Origin of the sequence: Cupriavidus sp. SIMBA_020 (genome assembly GCF_046535395.1) — a bacterium.
Lineage (GTDB): Bacteria > Pseudomonadota > Gammaproteobacteria > Burkholderiales > Burkholderiaceae > Cupriavidus > Cupriavidus campinensis.
The window spans coordinates 645652-668719 of the sequence record NZ_JAWRWU010000001.1; the positions used below are offsets into that span (position 1 = coordinate 645652).

Consider the following 23068-nt stretch of genomic DNA (forward strand, 5'->3'; position numbering starts at 1 on the left):
TAATTGCCGCTCACCCGGAACCCGCGCCATGCCCGCCGCCAGCCCTGCCACCCCTGCTCCTCCCGCTTCCATGCCGTCGCGCGCCCCGCGCACGCCCACGCTGCGCCGCCGCCTGACCTGCATGCTCTATGAGGGCGTGCTGCTGTTCGGCGTGCTCATGGCCGCCAGCGCGGTCTATCTGCTGGCGCGTCCGGTGCTGCAACGGCTCGGCCTTGACCAGCCCTATGTCGATCAGGCCTGGATGTTCGTCGTGCTGGCGTGCTACTTCACGTGGTTCTGGCAGCGCAACGGCCAGACGCTGGCGATGCAGACGTGGCGCATCCGCCTCGAAACGGCGGCCGGCGAGCCGCCGCACTGGACCCGCGCACTGCTGCGCTATGTGCTCGCCTGGCTGTGGCTGCCGCCCGCGGCGGCGGTCGGCCACGCGCTCGGGCTCACGCGCGGGCCGTTCGTCGGCGTGCTGGTGGCCGGCCTGCTGGTGTGGATTGCGCTGGCGTGGCTCGACCCGCGCCGCCAGTTCCTGCACGACCGGCTGGCAGGCACGCGCCTGCTTGACCTGCGCGACCCGCGCGACCCACGCCCCGCCTCGAAATCATGAGCCTGACGGCGGCCGCGCTGCGCCGCGTGGCCGTGGCCACGCAGACGCTGGCGGCCGGCGGCATCGCGGCCGGCTTGGCCGAAGGGGCCGGCTGGCCGTGGCCGCTCGCCATTGGCGCGGCGCTGCTGGCCGTGCCGGTGGGCTTCGGCATCGGCGTGGGGATTGCCTTTGTCGCCACGCTGGGCGGCGCGGGCATCCCGCCGGACGCGCGCCTCCCCCATCCGCCCGATGCCCCCCCGCGCCAGCCGCTCGGCCTCTCGGGCGCGCTCGCCTGCTATCTCTCCGAATGCCGTGCGGTCTTCCGCATGTTCAACTGGCTCCAGCCGTTCCGCTCGCGCCTCACCTTTGCGCCACCCGCCAACGCCGACACCGACGCCCCGACGGTGCTGCTGGTGCACGGCTACGGCTGCAACCATGCGATCTGGCTCGATATGGCGCCCGCGCTGGCCGCCGCCGGCTATCGCTGCGAAGAGATCGACCTCGAACCCGTGCTGGGCGATATCGACGACTATGCCCCGACCCTGCTCGCCCGCATGCGCGACATCGCCGCGCGCACGGGCCAGCCGCCGCTCGTGGTCTGCCACAGCATGGGCGGGCTCGCCGCGCGGGCCGCGCAGGTGATGGCGTTGCGGGAGGCTGACATGGGCGCCGATCCGGCACCGCCCTGCGCAGGCATCGTCACGCTCGGCTCGCCCCATCATGGCTGTGCCCTCGCCCGCTTCGGCAGTGGCCGCAATGCGCGCCAGATGCGCTGGCACAGCCCGTGGCTGCAAGCACTGGCGCTGGCGGAGACGCCGGCCCTGCGCGCGCGCATCGTCTCGGTGTTCAGCTGGCACGACTCCATCGCCGGGCCGCCCGGCACCGCGTGGCTCGACGGCGCGCGCAACGTGCCGCTGGCCGGCATCGGCCATGTTTCCTTGCTGCGCCACCCGCGCGCCGTGGACGCCACGCTGGCCGCGCTGGCCGCCCTACGCACCCCGGCGCCGATGCCGCAACAAGCCCCGCAGCACACCTCGATCTTCATGTGACATTCATGTTTCCGTCACGGCACCGTCACGCGGCAAGGGCTCAATGCACCCATCGCCGATACCGGGGCCGCCATGGTTCAAGCTCTCCAGTTTGCTCGGGGGCGTCTGTCGAGGGCCGCGCAACGCCTGCGCGGCAAGCCTGACACCACGCTCTCGCTGTCCGCCGCGCTGGCGGCCTTCATGCCGCCGCCGACGGAACTGTCGCCGACCGCTCCCGCCGCCCCGGCCTTCCACGCCGAAACAGGCAACCGCCCCGCCTCCGCCACGGAACCTCCCACGCACCGCTACCGCGCCATCTGGCTGTCCGATATCCACCTCGGCACGCCGGGCTGCCAGGCCACCTATCTGCTCGACTTCCTCAAGCACAACGAATCCGACGTGCTCTATCTGGTGGGCGACATCATCGATGGCTGGCAACTGCGCCGGGGCTGGTACTGGCCGCAGAGCCACAACGACGTGGTGCAGAAGCTGCTGCGCAAGGCGCGCAAGGGTACGGAAGTGATCTACGTGCCCGGCAACCACGACGAAGTGGCGCGCCAGTTCGATGGCATGGCCTTTGGCGACATCACCGTGCGCGAGGACGCCATCCACGTGACCGCCACCGGCCGCCGGCTCTGGGTGGTGCATGGCGATTTGTTCGATGGCGTGGTGCAGCACGCGCGCTGGCTGGCCTACCTCGGCGACTCGCTCTACACGATGATCCTGGCGCTGAATCGCCATTTCAACCGCATCCGCACCCGGCTCGGCTTCGAGTACTGGTCGATCTCGCAATTCCTGAAGCACCAGGTCAAGAACGCGGTCAGCTACATCAACTCGTTCGAGCACGCGATGGTGGACGAGGCGCGCCGGCGCGGCTGCGACGGCGTGGTCTGCGGCCACATCCACAAGGCCGAGATCCGCGAGGTGGACGGCCAGCTCTACTGCAATGACGGCGACTGGGTGGAGAGTCTTTCGGCGCTGGTCGAGACCATGGAAGGCGAGCTCAAGATCGTCTACTGGACCACGCTGCTCGATCCGCCCGAGCCAGTCGGACGCCGCCGCCGCCGCGCCACCGAGATGGCGCTTTGACACGCCCCGCCCCCACGACACCTCACCCGGCCACACTGCCGCAAGGAGATTCGATGCGAGTCATGATTGTCACGGATGCCTGGGAGCCCCAGGTCAACGGCGTGGTGCGCACGCTCAAGTCCACGCGCCGCGAACTGGAGGCGATGGGCCACACGGTGGACCTGCTGACGCCGCTGGAATTCCGCACCGTGCCATGCCCGACGTATCCGGAGATCCGCCTGTCGCTGCTGCCGACGGCCAAGGTACGCGCCCGCATCGACGCTTTCCGCCCGGAGGCCCTGCACATCGCCACCGAGGGCCCGCTCGGCCTGGCCGCGCGCCGTTACGCCATGCGCCACGGCCTGCCGTTCACCACGGCCTACCACACGCGCTTCCCGGAGTACGTGCAGGCCCGCTTCGGCATCCCGCTGGCGTGGACCTACCGCTTCCTGCGCTGGTTCCACGGTCCGGCACGCGCGGTGATGGCGCCCACGCCGGTGGTGCTGCACGACCTGCATCAATACGGCATCAGCCACGGCGTGCTGTGGACGCGCGGCGTGGACCTCGACGTCTTCACCGCCGAGCGCGCCAACGTGCTCAACACCGCCCACCCGATCTTCCTCTACGTGGGCCGCGTGGCCGTGGAGAAGAACGTGGAGGCCTTCCTCCAGCTCGACTTGCCCGGCTCGAAATGGGTAGTGGGCGACGGCCCGGCGCTGGCCGGGCTGAAGGCGCGCTATCCGTCCGCCAGCTATCTCGGCGTGCTCAAGCAACCGGATCTGGCCAAGGTGTATGCTTCTGCCGATGTCTTCGTGTTCCCGAGCCGCACCGATACCTTCGGGCTGGTGCTGCTGGAAGCGCTGGCGAGCGGCCTGCCCGTGGCGGCGTACCCGGTTACCGGGCCGATCGATGTGCTGGGCGACAGCCCGGCCGGCGTGATGCACGAGGATTTGCGCGAAGCCTGCCTCGAGGCGCTGCGCATCGACCGCGTCACCGCTCGCGCCCACGCCGAGAAGTTCTCGTGGCGCGCCGCGTCCGAGCAGTTCCTCGCTCACCTGCGGCCGTTGCCAGCGTCGGCAGCCCCCCAAGACTCCACGGCTCCCACCGCTGCGCACGATCATGCCAAAACCGCATCCCCCGCTGCCGTCCGCTCCGGAGACTGAGTACTCGGTCGAGAACAATCCCCACAAAGGCAATCGCGGCATCCGCCGCGCCTGGCACGCGGCGATCAACTCGCTGTCCGGCCTGCGCTACGCGGTGCTCGAGGAGAGCGCGTTTCGGCAGGAACTGACGCTGGTGGTGATTTTCACGCCCTGCGCGTTCCTGCTGCCGATCTCGGCGGTCGAGCGGATCTTGCTGCTGGGGACGCTGCTGCTGGTGCTGATCGTGGAATTGCTGAATTCCAGCGTGGAGGCCGCCGTGGACCGCATCTCGCTCGAGCGGCACAGCCTGTCGAAGCGCGCCAAGGACTTTGGCAGCGCGGCGGTCATGCTGGCGCTCGTGCTGTGCGGCGGCACCTGGATGGCCATCGGCGGGCCGCACGTGGTGCGGTGGATCGGCGGCTGGCTGGGTTAGGCGGGACCGGGCGGGACTAGTCCCGCCTGGTCAGGTCTCTTCGCGCTTCTCGATCCACTTGTCCACGCGAACACGCGGGGCGGCGGCCAGCTTGCCGAGCAGCGCGCCGGGTGTGTCGGACACGTGCAGCATGTCGGCGTGCACCTGCTTCAGGAACCCCTCGCCCACGGCGTGGTTCAGGAAGGCCAGCATGCCGTCGTAGAAGCCGGCCACGTTCAGCAGGCCGACCGGCTTGTCGTGATAGCCGAGCTGGGCCCAGGTGAACGTTTCGAACAGCTCTTCGAAGGTGCCCACGCCGCCCGGCATGGCAATGAACGCGTCCGAGCGGTCGGCCATCATCTGCTTGCGCTCGTGCATGTTGCGCACCACGTGCAACTCGGTCAGGCCGCGATGGCCGACTTCCTTCTGCATCAGCGCATCGGGAATCACGCCGATGGCCGTGCCGCCGTGCGCCAGCACGCTGTCCGCCACGATGCCCATCAGCCCGACCTTGCCACCGCCGTAAACCAGCGCAAGGCCCTGTTGGGCCATGGTGGCGCCCAGCACGCGCGCCGCCTCGGCATATTCCGGGCGGAAGCCGGGGCTGGACCCGCAATACACGCAAACCGATTTCACTGTCTTTCCTTCTTCGCAGCAGCGGCGGCCTCGGCCTCCGCCTTGGAGACGGCGTACTCGCGCGCCAGTTGATCGAACGCTTCACGCGCCTTGCCGCGCAGGTACGGGGCCAGGATCGAGAAGATGTGATAGCTCGAACCGTGCAGGTAGCCCCGGATCTGCTCGGGATCGTTGTACTGCCGCGGATGCTGCACGAACTGGAACGACAGCCAGTACGTGGCAATTACAACAATATTGGTACAAACCGCGTCCACCTGCTCCGGCGTGGCTTCCATATCGCCGTCTTCCTGGAACTGGCGGCAGATCTCCAGCGCGAAGCGTTTCTTCTGCTCCACGATGCGCTTGAAATTGGTCTCCAGCATCCGGTTGCGCGCCAGCAGGTCGTTGATGTCGCGGTACAGGAAGCGGTAGTTCCACAGGAACTCGGACATGTACTGGAGGTAGCCCCAGCTCTCGCCCAGCGTGGCCTTGTGGTCCTCCGGCATCTTCAGGCGGCGCTCCATCTCCTGCTCGAAGCGCACGAAGATGGAGTTGATGATGTCGTCCTTGTTGCGGAAGTGGTAGTAGAGATTGCCGGGGCTGATCTCCATGGCTTCCGCGATCGTCGTGGTGGTGACGTTGGGCTCGCCAAGCTCATTGAACAGGCGCAGCGAGACGTCGAGGATGCGGTCTCGGGTTCGGCGCGGGCCGGCTTGCGGTTTGGCTTCCATGGGGTCGGGCGGGCTCTCGAATCGGCAGGATTGGGATTATAAGCAATCGGGTCGGGCGGACAGCCCGCCAAGCGGCGAAAACGCCACTGGCGGGGCGGCGCCCCTCAAAACGAGGAACCGGGCTGCTTCAGGAACGCCAGTTCGTCGTCCGTGCTGGCGCGGCCCAGCACGGCGTTGCGGTGCGGAAACCGGCCGAAGCGCGCGATGATTTCCTGATGCTTGACGGCCCACTCCACGCTATCGACTTCGCCGCCGGTGTCCTCGCGCAGCGTGATGTACTCGCGCACGGCGATGTCCTGCGCCTCGGGCGACTCGGCGTGCTCGAACGGCAGGTAGCAGAACATGCGATGCCACGGCGTGGGCAGTTCGCGGTCCCAGCCCTGCGCGAGCATCCGGCGGGCCAGCGCCTGCGCCTGCGCATCCGTGGCGAAGGTGCGCGGATCGCCCCGGAACATGTTGCGCGGGAACTGGTCGAGCAGTATCAGGCGGGCGCAGGTACCTTCGGGCGTGCTGGACCAGTCGTCCGCCGCACCGTCATGTGCCCCCTCGTACGCGGCCTGCCAGGTGGGCAGGAAGGTGTCGCGGATGGTGGCGTCGAAGGCGTCGCGCTTGGTGAACCACTCCTTCCGCGCGGTATTCCAGATGGCCGAGCCGGGCGTGCCGAACCAGAAGTCCAGCACGTCCTGCGCACCCTTCACATGCTTAACGCCGCACATTACGCATCCAGTCGGCGGTCTGGAAGAACGCCTGCATCAGCCGCAACTGCAGGTCTTCGGGCAAGCCGATGTCCTGCATCGCCAGCGCCATGGCGCGCATCCACTGGTCGCGTTCCAGCGTGCCGATCTCGAACGGCATATGGCGTGCGCGCAGGCGCGGGTGGCCAAAGCGCTCGATAAAATGGTTCGGGCCGCCCAGCCAGCCGCACAGGAACCAGAACAGCTTGTCGCGGGAACCATCGAGCGAAGGCGGATGGATCGAGCGGAGCTGCTTGAACTCGGGCTCCAGGTCCATCAGGTCATAGAAGCGGTCCACCAGCTCGCGCACGCGGGCCTCGCCGCCGACCAGTTCGTAGGCGGTGACTTCCTGGGTGGCGGCGTCGGTCGGTTCGGAAGGTTCGGTAATCATGTCAAATCGAGAAGAATCGCTGCACGGCGGTCACTGCACGTCGCGCAGCGTGGCCAGCGCTGGCTGCCGCAGCACCTCGCGCAGGCCCAGCCAGCCGCCGGCAAAAGCGCACAGCATGCCAGAAACCACCCCCACCGGCACGATCCACACGTTGAACCGGTACGGGAAATCGAATACGAACTGAGACAGCGCCCAGCCCACCGCGATGGCGCCGAGGCTGGCCAGCAGCCCCGCCAGCCCGCCCACGACAAGGAATTCGGCGTACTGCGTCTGGCGCACCGTGGCGGCGCTCGCGCCAAGGGCCTTGAGCAGGCCGGCGTCGCGCTTGCGCTCGTCGCGCGCGCCGGAAAGCGCCGCATACAGCACCGTCACGCCGGCCAGCAGCGTGAAGACGAACAGGAACTCCACGGCGGCGATCACCTGATCGAGCACCGCCTGGATCTGGCGCAGGATCAAATCCGTGTTGACCACGGTGATGTTCGGGAAGCTGGCCGTGAGCCGGTTGCCAAGCGCCGACTTGGCCGGCGGCAGGTGGAAGGCGGTGATGTAGGTCTCGGGCAGGCCCTGCATCTTGTCCGTCGGCAGGATCACGAAGAAGTTCACGCGCATCGAGCCCCAGTCCAGCTTGCGCAGCGAGGTGACCGGCGCCTCCACGGTCTGGCCGGCCACGTCGAAGCGCAGCGTGTCGCCCAGCTTGATATGGAGCGTCTTGGCGATGCCCTCCTCCACGGAAGCCCCGCCGGCATCGCCGGTCCAGCGCCCGGCAATCACCTCGTTGCCCTCGGGCAGCCTGTCTGTATACGAGAGGTTGAATTCCCGCTCGACCAGATTGCGCGCCCGGCCGTCCGGGTAGGTGCTGGCCTGGATCGGGCGATCGTCGATATGCGTCAGGCGGCCGCGCACCATCGGGTAGAGCAGGTCGCGGATGCCATTGGTGGCCAGCATCGCGCGCAGCGGCTCGCGCTGGTCGGGCTGGATATTGATGATGAAGCGATTGGGGGCGTCGGCCGGCGTGGCGTTGCGCCAGGAATCGACCAGATCGTTGCGCGTCATGCCAAGCAGCAGCAGCGCCATCAGCCCCACGGCCAGCGCCACGGTCTGGAGCACGGTCACGCCGCGCCGGCGCTCGAGCACGGCCAGCGCGAAGCGCCAGCCCACGCTGCCGCGCGCCCGGCCGCGCATGCCGCGCGAAAGCGCCAGCAGCAGCCCAAGGGCCAGCACCGCGAAGGCCACCCCCGCGCCGACAAACCCGCCCGCCGTGGTCAGGCCGAGCTTCAGGTCGCGCGCGGCCACCATCAGCAATGCCACGAAGGCGCCCAGGCCCAGCGCATAGGCCACCCAGGCCGAGATCGGCGGCAGGCCGATGTCGCGCCGGAGCACGCGCAGCGGCGCCACGCGCGTCAGCGCCAGCAGCGGCGGCAGCGCGAAGCCCACCAGCAGCACCAGCCCTGCCGCCACCCCGGTCAGCGCCGGGATGACCGACGGCTGCGGCAGCGACACGCGCAGCAATCCGCCCAGCGACAGCAGCAGCCCGTAATGCGCGAGGTAGCCCAGCGCCACGCCGACGAGCGCGCCCCCGGCGCCAAGCAGGAGGAATTCGATGCCGAACGCGGCCAGCAGCTGTCCGCGCGACAGGCCCATGCATTTGTAGACCGCGCAGGCATCGGTATGACGCTGCATGTATCGGCGCGCAGACATGGCGATGGCCACCGCCGCGATCATCGACGACAGCACCGCCACCAGCGACAGGAAGCGCTCGGCACGGTCCAGCGTGGCACGCATCTGCGGCTGGCCGGAGTCGAGCGATTCCACGCGCGTGTTGCGCAGGTGGCGGCGCTCGATCTCGTCGGTCGCCCAGCGCTGGTAGGCGGCGGCGCCGGCGTCCGGGCCGGCCACGAGCAGGCGGTAGGTCACGCGGCTGCCCCAGCCGATCAGCTTGGTGGCGTCGAGGTCGGACAGCGGCAGCATCACGCGCGGCGCGAAGTTCATGAAGCCCGCGCCACGGTCGAGTTCCTGCGTGATCACGCGCTCGATGCGGAAGGTCTTGCTGCCAAGCTGCACGCTATCGCCCAGGCGCAGGCCGAGACCGTCCAGCAGCGCCTGATCCACCCAGACCGTGCCCGGCGCAGGGATGCCTTCGGCCTCCTGCTCCGCGCCGCCATCGGGCGACAGCACCTTGAGCCGGCCGCGCAGCGGATAGCCATCGGTCACCGCCTTCAGGGCGCCCAGCTGGCTCGGCGCCTCGCCGCTGGCAGGTGCGCCCGCCGGTACGCCACTGGTGCGGGCCGTGGCCATGCTCGGGAACGTCACCGTCTGCGCCACACGCAGGCCGTCGCGCCGGGCACGGTCGGCAAACGCGGGATCGAACGGCTGGTCGGACACCAGCAGCACATCGGCGCCGATCATCTGGCGCGCGTCGCGCTCAAGGCCAAGCCGCATGCGATCCGCGAGAAAGCCGACGCTGGTCAGCGCGGCCACGGCCAGCACCAGCGCGAACAGCAGCAGCGTCAGCTCGCCGGCCAGCCAGTCGCGCCGGGCCATGCGCAGCGCGTGATGCCAGGCGGAGAAACGGTGAGCGGCGGGCACGGCGGGGGAGTCGGTCGGCATCGGAAAATCGCTAGGAATGAGGCAGGGAGGGCTCAGCGCGGGCCGCGCAGGCTGGCGTGCAGGCGTCGCACGCCGCGCCAGAGCTTGGGAATCAGCCAGATCGCCAGGATCAGGAACACACCCAGCAGGATCAGGAACACCACGGGCAGGAAAAACGCCAGCAGCAGGCCGCCCATGGTGCCAACGTCCTCGGTGAACGAGGCCGCCCAGTTCGAGAACGGCTCCGGCGAGACATTGATCAGCGCCCGCGTGCCGGCCTTGGTGGCATGCGCCGCGCCGGCCAGGGTGCCGCCCACGAGCCCGGCGGCCACCATCCACTGGGGATCGAGTTCGCCGAACGCCGCTGCGGCCAGGATCGCCCCGGCGGGAATGCGGATAAAGGTCTGGATGCCGTCCCAGGCGGTGTCGAAGCCGGGCACCTTGTCGGCGATGAATTCGGCCAGGGCCAGCACGCCGGCCACGCCGATCACCCACCACGACGACAGCACCTGGAGCCCCGTGGGCAGGTCCAGCCAACCCAGGCGCGCCAGCACCCCGGCCGCCAGCACGGCCAGGTAGAGACGCAGGCCGCTGGCCCAGGACATGCCTGCAGCCAGCGCGGCGGTTTCCAGCATGGGGCGGAACTCCTCGTGGGTAATTGGGGAGGAGTGTAATACGGGCCGGGGAAGGTAGCCGACGCGGGTTGGCGGATTGGGGGGATGGCCCCGCTCAGGCGCCTTCCTTGCCGTCCGGGCCGAACCAGGGCAGCGCCTCCTGCGGGGTGAGGATGCCGGCCGGCTCGGCAGCCGTGTAGCCGGGCAGCGCCTCGATCCGGCGCACGAAGGCCGGATCGGCCAGCAGCGCCAGCAGCGCGCCCATCCACGGCGCGGTCGCATCGTTCTTGCGCAGGGCCAGGTAGTACGCCTCGCGCGTGAGCGGCACGAAGCCCAGCCCGTGCTGCTCGGCATTCATGCGCAGCCCGAAGCCCACCTGCGCGCGGCCGGCCTGCACGGCCTCCGCCACCTTGTCGTTGCTGAACTCGGGGTCGTCGTAACCGGTGATCTGGTCTGGATAGAGGCCCTGCGCGGCCAGCAGCTGGTCGAACAGCATGCGCGTGCCCGAACTGCGCTGGCGATTGATAAAGCGCGCGCCGGTGCGAACGAGGTCGCGCAGGTCACGGATCTCGCGCGCCACCCCGGGCGCCACGATCAGCCCCTGCTCGCGCCACGCCAGCCGCACCAGCCGCACCGCGGCGGGCCGCAGCCATTTGCGCAGCGTCACGTGGGCGACCGAGCCGGCGGTCTGGATCGGCGAGACATAGAAGCCGGCCAATTCCGACTGCCGCTCCTGGAGGCAGATCAGCCCTTCCACGCTGCCGCAGAACACGGTATCGAGCTGGAGCGCGCTGGGCCCGTCCTTCAGTGCTGCGGAAAGCACTTCCACGGCAGGATCGTGGCTACCCGAAAAATGCACCACGGTTTGCGGCTGCACGGCGTCGTCGAGTTCGAGCAGGAAATCGGCCATGGCCTTCTGCACAGCCGGGTCGATGGTCTCCCGCAGCCGTGCTTCGGCGCGCAGCAGCCGCTCCCCGAAGCGCGTCAGCGAGGCGCCCCGCCCGCGCTCCATATCGAGCATGCTGCGGCCGAGCATCTCTTCCCAGCTACGCATCACACCCCAGGCATGGCGGTACGACAACCCGATCTCCTGCGCGGCGCGGTGCAGCGAGCCCGTCTCGCGCACGGCTTTCAGCAACTGGAACACCTTGCTGTTGGCGCGTGGATTGTCATCGGCAGCAATGACCGGGAACAGGTCAAACCTGAACGTCATATGAAATACCTTGCATATTTACAGGAGCAATGTGGCCGGATAACAATCGTGTGCCCTGTGTTTCACGATGCTTGTTCGGGCATTCTCCATGAAGCATCACCGCCGTGGCAATTGTGTTTTCGAAAACATAATAAAGGAACGATCGATGTCCCGCACTGGCTTTCCCCTTCCCCGCGTCCTGTCTCGTGCATGGGCCGCCGCCACCGTGCTTGTGCTGATATCGGCACTTTCCGCTGCGCAGGCCGGCGAAATCAAGATGGCCACCACCACCAGCACCGAGAATTCCGGCCTGCTGAAATACCTGCTGCCGAAGTTCGAGCAGAAATCCGGCGTCACGGTGAAGGTGATCGCCGTGGGCTCCGGCAAGGCCATGAAGATGGGCGAGATGGGCGATGTGGACGTGCTGCTGGTGCACGCCCGCAAGATGGAGGATGAATTCGTGGCCGCCGGCTACGGCGTGAACCGGCGCGACGTGATGTACAACGACTTTATCGTCGTCGGCCCGGCCAGCGACCCGGCCCACGTCAAGGGCGGCAAGGACGTCATCGCCGGGTTCAGGAAACTGGCCGCCAGCGGCAGCAAGTTCATCTCGCGCGGTGACAACTCGGGCACCGATGTGATGGAAAAGGACTACTGGAAGCGTGCCGGCATCGAGCCGAAGGGCCAGCCGTGGTACGTGAATGCCGGCCTGGGCATGGGCGAGGTGCTGACCATGGCGGCGCAGATGCCCGGCTACACCCTGAGCGACCGCGCCACCTATGGCGCCTATCGCGCCAAGACCGGGCTGGCGATCGCTATCGAGGGCGATCCGAAGATGTTCAACCCGTACGGCGTGATCGCCGTGAACCCGGCCAAGCACCCGGGCACGAACTATACGGACGCGATGAAGTTCGTGGAGTGGGTCACGTCGAAGGAAGGCCAGCAGACCATCGCCAGCTACAAGGTGGACGGCGAGCAGTTGTTCTTCCCGAGCTACGAGGGGAAGTAAGTCACCTCCCCCCCTCAGACTGCCGTGGCCTCCAGCCGCGGCAGTTGCGGCAGGTCGGCCGCCACCTCGGCGATCATCCGCCGCATCCACATCACATCGGGCGCTGCGTGGCAGCGCTCGTGCCACAGCTGGTAGAACCGCATGCGCGGGAACGGCACCGGCGACGCCACCATCCGGATCGGCAGGTACTGCGCGTAGTGCGCGGCGAACTGGCGGCCCGTGGTGAACACCATATCCGTCTTCATCAGCACGTAGGGCACCAGGCCGAAGTACGGCAGCGTGACCTGGATGTTGCGCTTGTAGCCCTGCTCGGCCAGCGCCTGGTCGATCATGCTGCGCTGCATCGACGCGTACGGCGCCGGGGCCAGGTGGGGCATCTCCAGGTAGTGGCGCAGCGTCAGCCCGTTGCGGGCCAGCGGGTGCTGGGCGCCGAGCATGCAGACCACCTCGTCGTCGAACAGCGGCGAGATATGGAGGTGCTCGGGCGGCGACAGCCAGTTGCCGACCACGATGTCGAGGTGGCCCTGCTCCAGCGCGTCCAGGAAATCGCTCGACTGCGTCATCGGATGGACGAACAGCTTGGCCCCCGGCGCCAGCCGCCGCACCCGCTCGACGATATTCGGCAGGAAGAAGGCATCCAGATAGTCCGGCGCGCCCAGGTGGAAGGTGCGCGTGGTGGTGGCCGGGTCGAACTGCTGCGGCGGCCGGGCGATGCGGTCCATCGCCGCCAGGCTCTGCTCGGCCAGCGCCAGCAGCTCGCAGCCGCGCTCGGTCGGCACCATGCCGCTCTTGCCGCGCACCAGAATGGCGTCGCCGGTGATCTCGCGCAGCCGCTTCAGCGTGTTGCTGATGGCCGGCTGCGACTGGCCCAGGCGCACGGCGGTGCGGGTCACGCTCTGCTCGGTGAGCAGGGTGTGCAGCACCCGCAGCAAATAGGTATCGAGATGGTCGCGTCCGTGCATGGCGAGAGCCGGCGCACCCGGGGGCGGGCGTGGCTGGCGTGGGGGATGGGAACGGCGCATAGTGTATGTCAGGCACCCCACGGGCGGTCAAATGCCGGCGCACTACGGGAAGACCCGGAGTGCGCCGGCAAGCCGCGCCCGCGCTGGGTTCCAGGCGGGGAAGACGGCGCCGGACCGCCCCAGCGGCCGCGCGTTGATGGGGCATATCACCTGGGCCGAATATTGCATGAAAGTGGCCGGTGCTATGTTTCCGCCATCCCCGAAAGAGAGAAGACCATGGAGACGCAAACCATCCGCTTTTTCCACCGCGGCCAGGTCCAGGAAGTGTCCGACGCCCCGGTGACCCGCACCGTGCTGCAGTACCTGCGCGAGGACGTGCGCTGCACCGGCACCAAGGAAGGCTGCGCTGAAGGCGACTGCGGCGCCTGTACCGTCGTGATCGGCGAGTTGCAGGACGGCGGCGACGTGGCCTTCAAGGCCGTCAATGCCTGCATCCAGTTCCTGCCCACGCTCGACGGCAAGGCCCTGATCACCGTGGAAGACCTGCGTCAGGCGGACGGTACGCTCCACCCGGTGCAGGAGGCCATGGTGGAGTGCCATGGCTCCCAGTGCGGGTTCTGCACGCCCGGCTTCGTGATGTCGCTGTGGGCGCTGTACCAGCAGCACACGCCCGGCGGCGAGCCCCCGGCGCGCCAGGAGATCTGCGATGCCCTGACCGGCAACCTGTGCCGCTGCACCGGCTACCGGCCGATCATCGACGCCGGCCAGCGCATGATGGCGCTGCCCGCGCCGGCCGCCAGCAAGCTCGATCCGAAACAGATCGCCGACACGCTGCGCAACCTCAAGCGCGGCGAGACCTTCCACTACAGCGTGCGCGGCCAGCATTTCTACGCCCCGCGCACCGCCGCCGAATTCGGCGCGATCAAGGCTGCCGAGCCGGGCATCCGCATCCTGGCCGGCAGCACCGACGTGGGCCTCTGGGTGACCAAGCAGTTCCGCGAACTTGGCAACCTGCTCTATGTGGGGCAGGTGGAAGACCTGAACACCGTGGCCGAGCGCGACGGCTTCATCGAGATCGGCGCCGCCGTGACGCTGGAGCGCGCCTACGCCGCGCTGACCGCCGCCCATCCGGAACTCGACGAAATGTGGAAGCGCTTTGCCTCACTGCCGATCCGCAACGCCGGCACGCTGGGCGGGAACATCGCCAACGGCTCGCCGATCGGCGACTCGATGCCGGCGCTGATCGCGCTCGGCACGGAGGTGGTGCTCCAGCGCGGCGAGACGCGCCGCACCATGCCGCTCGAGGACCTCTATCTGGCCTACCAGAAGACGGCGATGGGCGAGGGCGAGTTCGTGGCCGGACTGCGCGTGCCGGTGAAGGGCTTCCGGGGCCCGCAGTATTTCAGGACGTACAAGCTGTCGAAGCGGTTCGACGAGGACATCTCGGCCGTCTGCGCCGCGTTCGGCATCACGGTGGAAGCTGGCATCGTCACGGCGGCGTGCGTCGCCTTCGGCGGCATGGCCGCCACGCCCAAGCGCGCCGCGCTCACCGAAGCCGCCCTGGTCGGCCAGCCGTGGGACGAAGCCACCGCCCGTGCCGGCATGGCCGCACTCGGCCAGGACTACCAGCCGCTGACCGATATGCGCGCCACCGCCGCCTACCGCGCGCGCGGCGCCGCCAACCTGCTCTACCGCTTCTGGCTGGAAACGCGCGCCGATGCGCTGCCCGCCGCCGTGGTCAACGTCCGCGCCCTGGGCGCCGGCGAACCCGTGAGCGCCTGAGGAGAGCCCGCACCATGAACAAGCAGACCGAACCCTTCCTGCTCGACGCCAGCGTGGCCGCCGAAGCCTCGCCGCAAGTCGGCATCTCGCGCCCGCACGAATCCGCCCACCTGCACGTGGCCGGCACCGCCACCTATACCGACGACATCCCAGAGCTGGCCGGCACACTGCACGCCGCGCTGGGCATGAGCGCCCGCGCCCATGCCAGGCTGCGCGCCGTGTCGCTCGACAAGGTGCGCGCCGCGCCCGGCGTGGTGGCCGTGCTGACCGTGGACGACATCCCCGGCGTGAACGACTGCGGCCCGATCATCCACGACGACCCGATCCTGGCGCGCGACGTGGTGCAGTTCATCGGCCAGCCGATCTTCGTGGTGGTGGCGTCGTCGCACGATGCCGCGCGCCGCGCCGCCCGCCTGGCCGAGATCGACTACGAAGACCTGCCGCCGGTGCTCTCGCCCGAGGCCGCCCATGCGGCCGGCAGCTATGTGCTGCCGCCGATGCACCTGACGCGTGGCGCGCCGCGCGCGCACATCGACGGGGCCACCCACCGCGATGCCGGCAGGATCCAGCTCGGCGGCCAGGAGCAGTTCTACCTCGAAGGCCAGATCGCCTACGCCGCGCCGCGCGAGAACGACGGCATGCACGTCTGGTGCTCGACGCAGCACCCCACCGAGATGCAGCACGCCGTGGCGCACATGCTCAACTGGCACGCGCACCAGGTGCTGGTGGAGTGCCGGCGCATGGGCGGCGGTTTCGGCGGCAAGGAATCGCAGTCGGCCGTGTTCGCCTGCTGCGCCGCGCTGGCCGCCTGGAAGCTGCTGTGCCCGGTGAAGCTGCGCCCGGACCGCGACGACGACATGATGATCACCGGCAAGCGCCATGACTTCGTGTTCGACTTCGAGGTTGGCCACGACGACGCCGGCCGCATCGAGGGCGTGCAGGTGGAGATGGTGTCGCGCGCCGGCTTCTCGGCGGATCTGTCCGGCCCGGTGATGACCCGCGCGATCTGCCACTTTGACAACGCCTACTGGCTGCCCAACGTGCAGATCGACGGCTACTGCGGCAAGACCAATACGCAGAGCAACACCGCCTTCCGGGGTTTCGGCGGCCCGCAGGGCGCGTTCGCGGTGGAGTACATCCTCGACAACATCGCCCGTAACGTTGGCAAGGACTCGCTGGACGTGCGCCGCGCCAACTTCTACGGCAAGGGCGAGCGCAACGTCACGCCGTACGGCCAGACCGTGGAAGACAACGTGATCCACGAGCTGATCGACGAGCTGGTGGCATCGAGCGAGTACCCGGCCCGGCGCGCCGCCACGCGCGCGTTCAACGCGACGAGCCCGGTGCTCAAGAAGGGCATCGCCATCACCCCGGTGAAGTTCGGGATCTCGTTCAACGTGGCCCACTTCAACCAGGCCGGCGCGCTGGTGCACGTGTACAACGACGGCTCGGTGCTGGTGAACCACGGCGGCACGGAGATGGGCCAGGGCCTGAACACCAAGGTGGCGATGGTGGTAGCGCACGAGCTGGGCATCCGCCTGGAGCGCGTGCGCGTGACGGCCACCGACACCAGCAAGGTGGCCAACACCTCGGCGACGGCTGCCTCCACCGGCGCCGACCTGAACGGCAAGGCCGCGCAGGACGCCGCGCGCCAGATCCGCGAGCGGCTGGCCGCCTTCGCCGCGCGCAAGGCCGGCGTGGAGGCCGACACCGTGCGCTTCGGCGACGACCTGGTCGTGGCCGGCGAGCTGCGCCTGTCCTTCGGCGACCTGGCGCGCGAAGCCTACGTGGCCCGCGTGCAGCTCTGGTCGGATGGCTTCTACACCACGCCCAAGCTGCACTGGGACCAGAAGGCGCTGCAGGGCCGGCCGTTCTATTACTACGCCTACGGCGCGGCGTGCTCGGAAGTGCTCGTCGATACGCTGACCGGCGAATGGAAGCTGCTGCGCGCCGATGCATTGCACGACGCCGGCAAGTCCCTGAACCCGGCCATCGACATCGGCCAGGTGGAGGGCGCGTTCATCCAGGGCATGGGCTGGCTGACCACCGAGGAACTGTGGTGGAACCCGAACGGCAAGCTGATGACGCACGCGCCGTCCACCTACAAGATCCCGACCATCAACGACTGCCCGGAGGCCTTCAACGTGCGGCTGTTCCAGAACAGCAACGTGGAGGACAGCATCCACCGCTCAAAGGCCGTGGGCGAGCCGCCGCTGCTGCTGCCGTTCTCGGTGTTCTTCGCGATCCGCGATGCCGTCGCGGCGGTGGGCGACTACCGCATCAACCCGCCGCTGCGCGCCCCGGCCACGAGCGAGGCCATCCTCGATGCCGTGGAAGCGGTGCAGGCGGCGCGCGCCTGAGGCGGTCATCATGCAGGACGCCCCGCTCAAACCGTTCCGCTTCGCCGACGCCGCCCGCTGGGTGCGCGCCGGCGTGCCCGTGACGATGGTCACCATCGTCGAGGTCAAGGGCTCCGCGCCGCGCGAGCCCGGCATCCGCATGCTGGTCACGGCCGGCGATCTGGTCGGCACGATCGGCGGCGGGCACCTTGAATGGCGCGGGATGGACATCGCCCGCTCCATGATGGCCGGCGAGGGTACCCATGGCGCCGGCGCTGCCGCCCGCCGCATCGAGCGGATTCCGCTTGGGCCCTCGCTGGGCCAATGCTGCGGCGGCGTGGTGCAGCTCGCCTTCGAGGTGCTGGGCGCCGAGGACCTGGGCTGGCTCGATGCCGTGGACGCCGCCTTCGCCAGCGGGCGCGCGCTGGAGCGGTCCGTGCCGGCCTCCGGCGCTGGCCCGGTCACCGTGGCGCCGAGCCGCGCGCTGCTGCCATCCGTGGCGCTGCGCCCCGACGGCGCCTGGACCGACACGCTGGTGCCGGACGACATGCACGTGGTGCTGTTCGGCGCCGGCCACGTCGGCCATGCGCTGGTCAAGGTGCTCGCCACGCTGCCCTGCCGCGTGCATTGGGTGGACGAGCGCGACACACTGTTCCCGGGCGGCCTGCCCGAGAACATCGAGGCCGAGGCCTCCGATACCCCCGAGGCCGTGGTCGACCAGGCCCCGCCCGGCGCGTATTTCCTGGTCATGACCCACAGCCACGCGCTGGACCAGGCGCTCTGCGAGCGCATCTTCCGCCGCACGGACTACGCCTACTTCGGCCTGATCGGCTCGAAAACCAAGCGCGCGAAGTTCGAACACCGGATGGCGGAGCACGGCTTCGACCCGGCCCGCTTCCCGGAAATGACGTGTCCCATGGGAGTCTCCGGCATTACGGACAAGGCACCGGCTATGATTGCGGTAGCCATCGTCGCCCAGCTGCTTCAGGTGCGCGACCAGCGCGCTGCGGCGCTGGCCGCCAGCCAGGCGGAAGCGATGCATCCGTAACCCCGGCCGCCGTGATCCGGCAGCCGCCAAAGACAGAAAAGAGGCCCCATGACCATCGATGCCGCGCTCGCGGACAGCATCCGCCGCACCCCCAAGGCCGAACTGCACGTGCATATCGAAGGCACGCTCGAACCCGAGCTGATCTTCCGGCTGGCCCAGCGCAACCAGGTCAAGCTGGCCTACCCCGACGTGGAGGCGCTGCGCGCGGCCTACGCGTTCACCGACCTCCAGTCCTTCCTCGACATCTACTACGCCGGCGCCAGCGTGCTGCTGACCGAGGAAGACTTCTTCGACATGACGATGGACTACGTCAAGCGCGCCGCCGCCGACAACGTCCGCCATGCCGAGATCTTCTTCGACCCGCAGACCCATACCGAGCGCGGCGTGCCGATGGGCGTGATCATCGACGGCATTGCCGATGCGCTGGCCCAGGCCCGCACCGAGTACGACTTTTCCAGCAGCCTGATCCTCTGCTTCCTGCGCCACCTGTCCGAGGACGCCGCGTTGGAGACGCTCGAGGCTGCCCTGCCCTACCGCGACCGCTTTGTCGGCGTGGGGCTGGATTCGTCCGAGAAAGGCCATCCGCCGGAGAAATTCGCGCGCGTATTTGCCCGCGCCAAGGCGCTCGGGCTGCACCGCGTGGCCCATGCCGGCGAGGAAGGGCCGCCGCAGTACGTGGTCAATGCGCTCGACATCCTCGATGTAGAGCGGATCGACCATGGCGTGCGCGCCGTCGAGGACGAGGCCCTGGTGCAGCGGCTGGCGCGCGAGCGCATCGCGCTGACGGTCTGCCCGCTGTCGAACCAGAAACTGATGGTCTACCCCGACCTGCGCGACCACCCGATGAAGCGCCTGCTCGATGCCGGCGTGGCCGTCACGCTGCATTCGGACGATCCGGCCTATTTCGGCGGCTACATGAACGCCAACTGGGAAGCCTCGTTCGCCGCGCTGCCGCTGGACGCGGCCGACGCCTACAAGCTGGCCCGCAACAGTTTCGAAGCGGCTTTCCTGCCCGCCAAGCAGAAGGCCGAGTACCTGGCCGAAGTGGACCATTTCTGGTCCGCCACGCCCGAGAATCCGCCCGCGACGGCTCCCACGACCTGACCGGGCGCATAAACACGATGCCGGACCCCAGGTCCGGCCGCCCCTGAGACGAGAAGATGACCACGACTTCCCCCAATCCCGCCACGACCCGCGCCATCCGCGGCCGCATCCTCCACTTCCTGCGCGATCCGCAGTTCCATGAGGAGGCGTATCAATATTGGGAAGATGGCCTGATGCTCGTCACGGACGGCCGCATTGCCGCCGTAGGGCTGTACGAGGACCTGGCGCGCGACATCCCGGCCGGCGCCGAGGTGATCGACCATCGCGGCAAGCTGCTCGTGCCGGGTTTCATCGACACCCACGTGCACTATCCGCAGACCGACATCATCGCGTCGCCGTCGCCGGGCCTGCTGCACTGGCTCGACACCTACACCTTCCCCGAGGAACGCCGCTTCAGCGAGCCCGCCTACGCGCGCGCCGTGGCCGAGTTCTTCACCGACGAGCTGCTGCGCAACGGCACCACCACGGCGATGGTCTGGAGCACGGTGCACGCCACGTCGGCAGACGCGCTGTTCGGCGCGAGCCAGGACCGCAACCTGCGCATGATCACGGGCAAGGTGCTGATGGACCGCAACTGCCCCGAATTCCTGCGCGACACGGCCGAGAGCGGCGCGCGGGACTCCGCCGACCTGATCTCGAAGTGGCACAACAAGGGCCGGCTGGCCTACGCCATCACGCCGCGCTTCGCGCCGACCTCCACCGAGGCGCAACTGGCCGCCTGCGGCGAACTGGCGCGCGCCCATCCGGACGCCTTCATCCAGACCCACGTGGCCGAGAACCGCGACGAGGTGAAATGGGTGGCCGAGCTGTTCCCCGACGCCCGCAGCTACCTGGACGTGTACGACCGCTACAGCCTGCTGCGCCCCGGCGCGTTCTACGGCCATGCGATCTACCTCGACCAGGACGACCGCCGCCGGCTGGCCGACAGCGGCGCCGCCGTGGCGCATTGCCCCACCTCGAACCTGTTCCTGGGCAGCGGCTTCTATGACTTCCACCAGTCCGATGCCCACCGCCTGAACGTGACGCTGGCCACCGACGTGGGCGGCGGCACCTCGTTCTCGATGTTCCGCACGATGAACGCGGCGCACAAGGTGGCGCGCATGGGCGGCTATCACCTGACCGCCCTGCGCATGTTCTACCTGGCCACGCGCGGCGCCGCCGAGGCGCTGGGCTGGGCGGACCGCATCGGCAGCTTCTCGGTGGGCTGCGAGGCCGATTTCGTTGTGCTGGACCCCGAGGCCACGCCGCTGATCGCACGCCGCAGCAGCCGCTCCGAGACCCTCGAGGAGCAGTTGTTCGCGTTTGCCATGCTGGGCGACGACCGCGTAGTGGACAACGTCTACATCATGGGCGAAGCCACGCGGGAACTGGCGGGCTGATCGCTTTTGGGCGACGGACGGCATGCAAATACGGGTTGTCGCCCGTCCGCCTTGACCAGCATCAACACAATCGTCATCAAAGCCTTCTAGGCTGTCGCATTGCCCGCCCCCGGCTATCGGGTGCGCCAAGACAGACCCAAAAAGACTGACATGACTGCCCGACCTCTGGATTTATCGCCGGCCCAGACCGCTGAGCCGGCTTCCAACCCTGCCCACCCGCCCCGCAAGCTCGCCGGCGTTCCCCTGCCGGAACCCATCGCCTTCGAGGCCCCGTTCCCGAACCGCAAGACCATCCGTGGCTGGCTGATTCCGCTCGGCGAGCGCAGCGTGGCCCGCGCGCTGACGCTGTTCGCGCTCGACTACGCGATCTTCGCCGCCGTGCTGGCCGGCGTGGTGCTGGCGCCGCAGTGGTGGGCCAAGCTGGGCCTCGGCGTGCTGCTGGGTCTGGTGATCGCCCGGCTGTTCATCATCGGCCACGATGCCTGCCACCAGAGCCTGACCGACCGCCGCGGCCTGAACAAATGGCTCGGCCGGCTGACGTTCCTGCCGTCGCTCACGCCCTACAGTCTGTGGGAAGTCGGCCATAACGTGGTCCACCATGGGTACACCAACCTCAAGGGCTTCGACTTCGTCTGGGCGCCCTACTCGCTCGAGGAATTCCGCGCGCTGCCGCGCTGGCGCCGGGTGATGGAGCGGATCTATCGCAATGGCTTTGGCGCCGGACTCTATTACCTGATCGAGATCTGGTGGCTCAAGCTGTTCTTCCCGAGCAAGCGCCAGATGGCCACGCGCCGCGCGATCTTCATGTGGGACTGCACGCTGGTGGCCACCTTCGGCGCCATCTGGATCGGTGCGCTGGCGTGGCTGGCCGTGGCCACGGACCAGTCGGTCCTGGGTCTGGTCGGCGCCGGCTTCGTGCTGCCGTTCCTGATCTGGAACCTGACCGTGGGCTTCGTGCTGTATGTCCACCACACGCACACGAGCGTGGCGTGGTACGACACCAAGCCGATGTGGGCCAAGGCCCAGCCGTTCGTCTCGACCACCGTGCACCTGCGTTTCCGCTTCGGCATCGGCGCCGCGCTCCACCACATCATGGAGCACACCGCGCACCACGTGGACATGAGCGTGCCGCTGTACCGGCTCAAGCGCGCCCAGGCCCTGCTGGAGCATGCGCTGCCGGGCCGCATCATCATCGAGAATTTCTCTTGGCGCTGGTACTTCCGCACCGCGCGCCGCTGCAAGCTGTACGACTTCAAGGCCCTGTGCTGGACCGACTTCCGCGGCCGCCAGACCAGCGACAACTCGCCCGTGCCGGTCTGACCTGACCCGCACTTCCCAGCAACGATGCCAAAGGCGGTGGACAGTGTCCGCCGCCTTTTAGTACAATTGCGACTTCCATTGGGGAGTAGCCGCCCTCGTCTCACCACGCCGCGCAATGCGGCATACGGCAGACAGGGGCGTACGTCAACAGACTTGACCGTGGTGTCCAGCATCAACGGTTATGGCGTACGCAGCGCAGGACCCGAGCGGGCTTCGTGCCTGACTCAAGCGTCCAACGCCTGGCGAGACCGATGACCATACCTTTCTGGCCGGGCCGGGAAAGGTGTGCGTCATTGGCATCTCGCGATGCGTGTGCGGCCCGGTACCAATCCTATAAAAATGGAATCGTTCCTCGTCTCCACAGGCATCGTCGCGCTCGCAGAAATGGGCGACAAGACGCAACTGCTGTCGCTCGTGCTGGCCGCGCGCTATCGCAAGCCCCTGCCGATCATCGCCGGCATCCTGATCGCCACCCTCGTCAACCATGGTTTCGCCGGCGCGCTCGGCGGCTGGATCACGCAGGTGCTTGGCGCCAACCTGCTACGCTGGATCCTCGGCCTCGGCTTTATCGCCATGGCGGGCTGGATGCTGATTCCCGACAAGCTCGACGAGGCAGAGGAAGCCAAGCCCGCAAACGGCGCCCTGAGCATCCTCGGCACCACGATCGTCGCGTTCTTCTTCGCCGAAATGGGCGACAAGACGCAGATCGCCACCGTGGCCCTGGCCGCACGCTTCCATGGCGAAGTACTGGCCGTCGTGGCGGGCACGACGTTCGGCATGATGCTGGCCAATGCGCCTGCCGTGCTGCTCGGCGACCGCTTTGCCAACCGGATGCCGATCGCCCTCGTACACAAGATCGCCGCAGTGATCTTCCTCGTACTCGGCTTGCTGGCGCTGTTCAACGTCGGCGGCCACTGAGACAGGTCAAAGCCGGCACGCCATAAAAAAACGGGGCTTGCGCCCCGTTCAAACCCTCGCCGGTCCGGTACTGCCGGCTGCCGGGACTGCACAGCCCCCGGACCGTCGATCACCGAT

At 68.4% G+C, this 23068-nt stretch carries 21 protein-coding genes and 1 riboswitch; of the genes, 13 read left to right on the forward strand and 8 right to left on the reverse strand.

The features are described from left to right. Window positions 1-28 precede the first annotated feature (28 nt). The 5 genes from SB751_RS03025 (at window position 29) to SB751_RS03045 (ending at window position 4248) form a co-directional block, all read left to right on the forward strand. Window positions 29-598, forward strand: coding sequence for an RDD family protein (locus SB751_RS03025; protein WP_410747773.1), 570 nt, complete (start codon window positions 29-31; stop codon window positions 596-598). Next, window positions 595-1626: an esterase/lipase family protein gene (locus SB751_RS03030; protein ID WP_144201595.1), complete on the forward strand. Its 1032-nt coding sequence runs from the start codon at window positions 595-597 to the stop codon at window positions 1624-1626. The genes SB751_RS03025 and SB751_RS03030 overlap by 4 nt, the downstream gene beginning before the upstream one ends. A gap of 72 nt (window positions 1627-1698) precedes the next feature. After that, window positions 1699-2694, forward strand: coding sequence for a UDP-2,3-diacylglucosamine diphosphatase (locus tag SB751_RS03035; protein ID WP_144201597.1), 996 nt, complete (start codon window positions 1699-1701; stop codon window positions 2692-2694). Window positions 2695-2747: 53 nt separating this feature from the next. Then, window positions 2748-3836 (forward strand): glycosyltransferase family 4 protein, encoded by a 1089-nt coding sequence (locus SB751_RS03040; protein WP_144201599.1) that lies wholly within the window; start codon window positions 2748-2750, stop codon window positions 3834-3836. Beyond that, window positions 3793-4248 (forward strand): diacylglycerol kinase, encoded by a 456-nt coding sequence (locus tag SB751_RS03045; RefSeq protein ID WP_144201601.1) that lies wholly within the window; start codon window positions 3793-3795, stop codon window positions 4246-4248. The genes SB751_RS03040 and SB751_RS03045 overlap by 44 nt, the downstream gene beginning before the upstream one ends. Window positions 4249-4278: 30 nt before the next feature. Here the strand turns inward: SB751_RS03045 and SB751_RS03050 are convergent, their stop codons facing one another. The 7 genes from SB751_RS03050 to SB751_RS03080 form a co-directional block, all read right to left on the reverse strand. Next, the gene (locus SB751_RS03050; RefSeq protein WP_410747774.1) at window positions 4279-4863 is read right to left on the reverse strand and encodes a TIGR00730 family Rossman fold protein; all 585 of its coding nucleotides are present in this window, start codon (window positions 4861-4863) and stop codon (window positions 4279-4281) included. Beyond that, complete coding sequence (locus SB751_RS03055) at window positions 4860-5573, reverse strand: TetR/AcrR family transcriptional regulator (RefSeq protein ID WP_144201605.1); 714 nt, start codon at window positions 5571-5573, stop codon at window positions 4860-4862. Before SB751_RS03055 ends, SB751_RS03050 begins: the two co-directional genes overlap by 4 nt. Before the next feature lie 104 nt (window positions 5574-5677). Beyond that, the gene (locus tag SB751_RS03060) at window positions 5678-6289 is read right to left on the reverse strand and encodes a DUF924 family protein (protein ID WP_410747775.1); all 612 of its coding nucleotides are present in this window, start codon (window positions 6287-6289) and stop codon (window positions 5678-5680) included. Further along, window positions 6276-6698: a group II truncated hemoglobin gene (locus SB751_RS03065; RefSeq protein ID WP_410747776.1), complete on the reverse strand. Its 423-nt coding sequence runs from the start codon at window positions 6696-6698 to the stop codon at window positions 6276-6278. The genes SB751_RS03060 and SB751_RS03065 overlap by 14 nt, the downstream gene beginning before the upstream one ends. Window positions 6699-6728: 30 nt before the next feature. Further along, window positions 6729-9305, reverse strand: a complete 2577-nt coding sequence (locus SB751_RS03070; protein WP_284459806.1) for an ABC transporter permease — start codon at window positions 9303-9305, stop codon at window positions 6729-6731. Window positions 9306-9337: 32 nt separating this feature from the next. Then, window positions 9338-9919: a DUF4126 domain-containing protein gene (locus tag SB751_RS03075; protein ID WP_144201613.1), complete on the reverse strand. Its 582-nt coding sequence runs from the start codon at window positions 9917-9919 to the stop codon at window positions 9338-9340. A 94-nt stretch (window positions 9920-10013) separates the two neighbouring features. Next, window positions 10014-11111, reverse strand: a complete 1098-nt coding sequence (locus SB751_RS03080) for a substrate-binding domain-containing protein (RefSeq protein ID WP_211942746.1) — start codon at window positions 11109-11111, stop codon at window positions 10014-10016. A gap of 145 nt (window positions 11112-11256) precedes the next feature. Here SB751_RS03080 and SB751_RS03085 point away from each other — a divergent pair, with 145 nt between their 5' ends. Then, the gene (locus tag SB751_RS03085; RefSeq protein ID WP_377731474.1) at window positions 11257-12099 is read left to right on the forward strand and encodes an extracellular solute-binding protein; all 843 of its coding nucleotides are present in this window, start codon (window positions 11257-11259) and stop codon (window positions 12097-12099) included. A gap of 14 nt (window positions 12100-12113) precedes the next feature. Here SB751_RS03085 and SB751_RS03090 read toward each other — a convergent pair whose 3' ends face one another. Beyond that, window positions 12114-13061: a LysR substrate-binding domain-containing protein gene (locus tag SB751_RS03090; RefSeq protein WP_144201617.1), complete on the reverse strand. Its 948-nt coding sequence runs from the start codon at window positions 13059-13061 to the stop codon at window positions 12114-12116. Between the two features lie 276 nt (window positions 13062-13337). Between SB751_RS03090 and xdhA the strand changes: the two genes are divergently transcribed. The 7 genes from xdhA to SB751_RS03125 all read left to right on the forward strand — a co-directional run bounded on the left by xdhA (window position 13338) and on the right by SB751_RS03125 (window position 22951). Beyond that, a complete protein-coding gene (gene xdhA, locus SB751_RS03095) occupies window positions 13338-14843 on the forward strand; it encodes a xanthine dehydrogenase small subunit (RefSeq protein ID WP_144201619.1) in 1506 nt (501 codons plus the stop codon). A 14-nt stretch (window positions 14844-14857) separates the two neighbouring features. Next, window positions 14858-17203 carry a xanthine dehydrogenase molybdopterin binding subunit gene (xdhB, locus tag SB751_RS03100; RefSeq protein WP_410747777.1) on the forward strand — a complete coding sequence of 782 codons (2346 nt, stop codon included), beginning with the start codon at window positions 14858-14860 and terminating at the stop codon, window positions 17201-17203. Between the two features lie 10 nt (window positions 17204-17213). After that, window positions 17214-18230 carry a xanthine dehydrogenase accessory protein XdhC gene (xdhC, locus tag SB751_RS03105; protein ID WP_144201624.1) on the forward strand — a complete coding sequence of 339 codons (1017 nt, stop codon included), beginning with the start codon at window positions 17214-17216 and terminating at the stop codon, window positions 18228-18230. A gap of 48 nt (window positions 18231-18278) precedes the next feature. After that, complete coding sequence (locus tag SB751_RS03110) at window positions 18279-19334, forward strand: adenosine deaminase (protein ID WP_144201626.1); 1056 nt, start codon at window positions 18279-18281, stop codon at window positions 19332-19334. A 56-nt stretch (window positions 19335-19390) separates the two neighbouring features. After that, the gene (guaD, locus tag SB751_RS03115; RefSeq protein ID WP_144201628.1) at window positions 19391-20713 is read left to right on the forward strand and encodes a guanine deaminase; all 1323 of its coding nucleotides are present in this window, start codon (window positions 19391-19393) and stop codon (window positions 20711-20713) included. Between the two features lie 150 nt (window positions 20714-20863). After that, a complete protein-coding gene (locus SB751_RS03120; protein WP_211942748.1) occupies window positions 20864-22033 on the forward strand; it encodes a fatty acid desaturase in 1170 nt (389 codons plus the stop codon). A gap of 68 nt (window positions 22034-22101) precedes the next feature. Next, window positions 22102-22308: riboswitch (yybP-ykoY riboswitch) on the forward strand. A gap of 64 nt (window positions 22309-22372) precedes the next feature. Beyond that, window positions 22373-22951 carry a TMEM165/GDT1 family protein gene (locus tag SB751_RS03125; protein ID WP_092292319.1) on the forward strand — a complete coding sequence of 193 codons (579 nt, stop codon included), beginning with the start codon at window positions 22373-22375 and terminating at the stop codon, window positions 22949-22951. Window positions 22952-23068 lie beyond the last annotated feature (117 nt).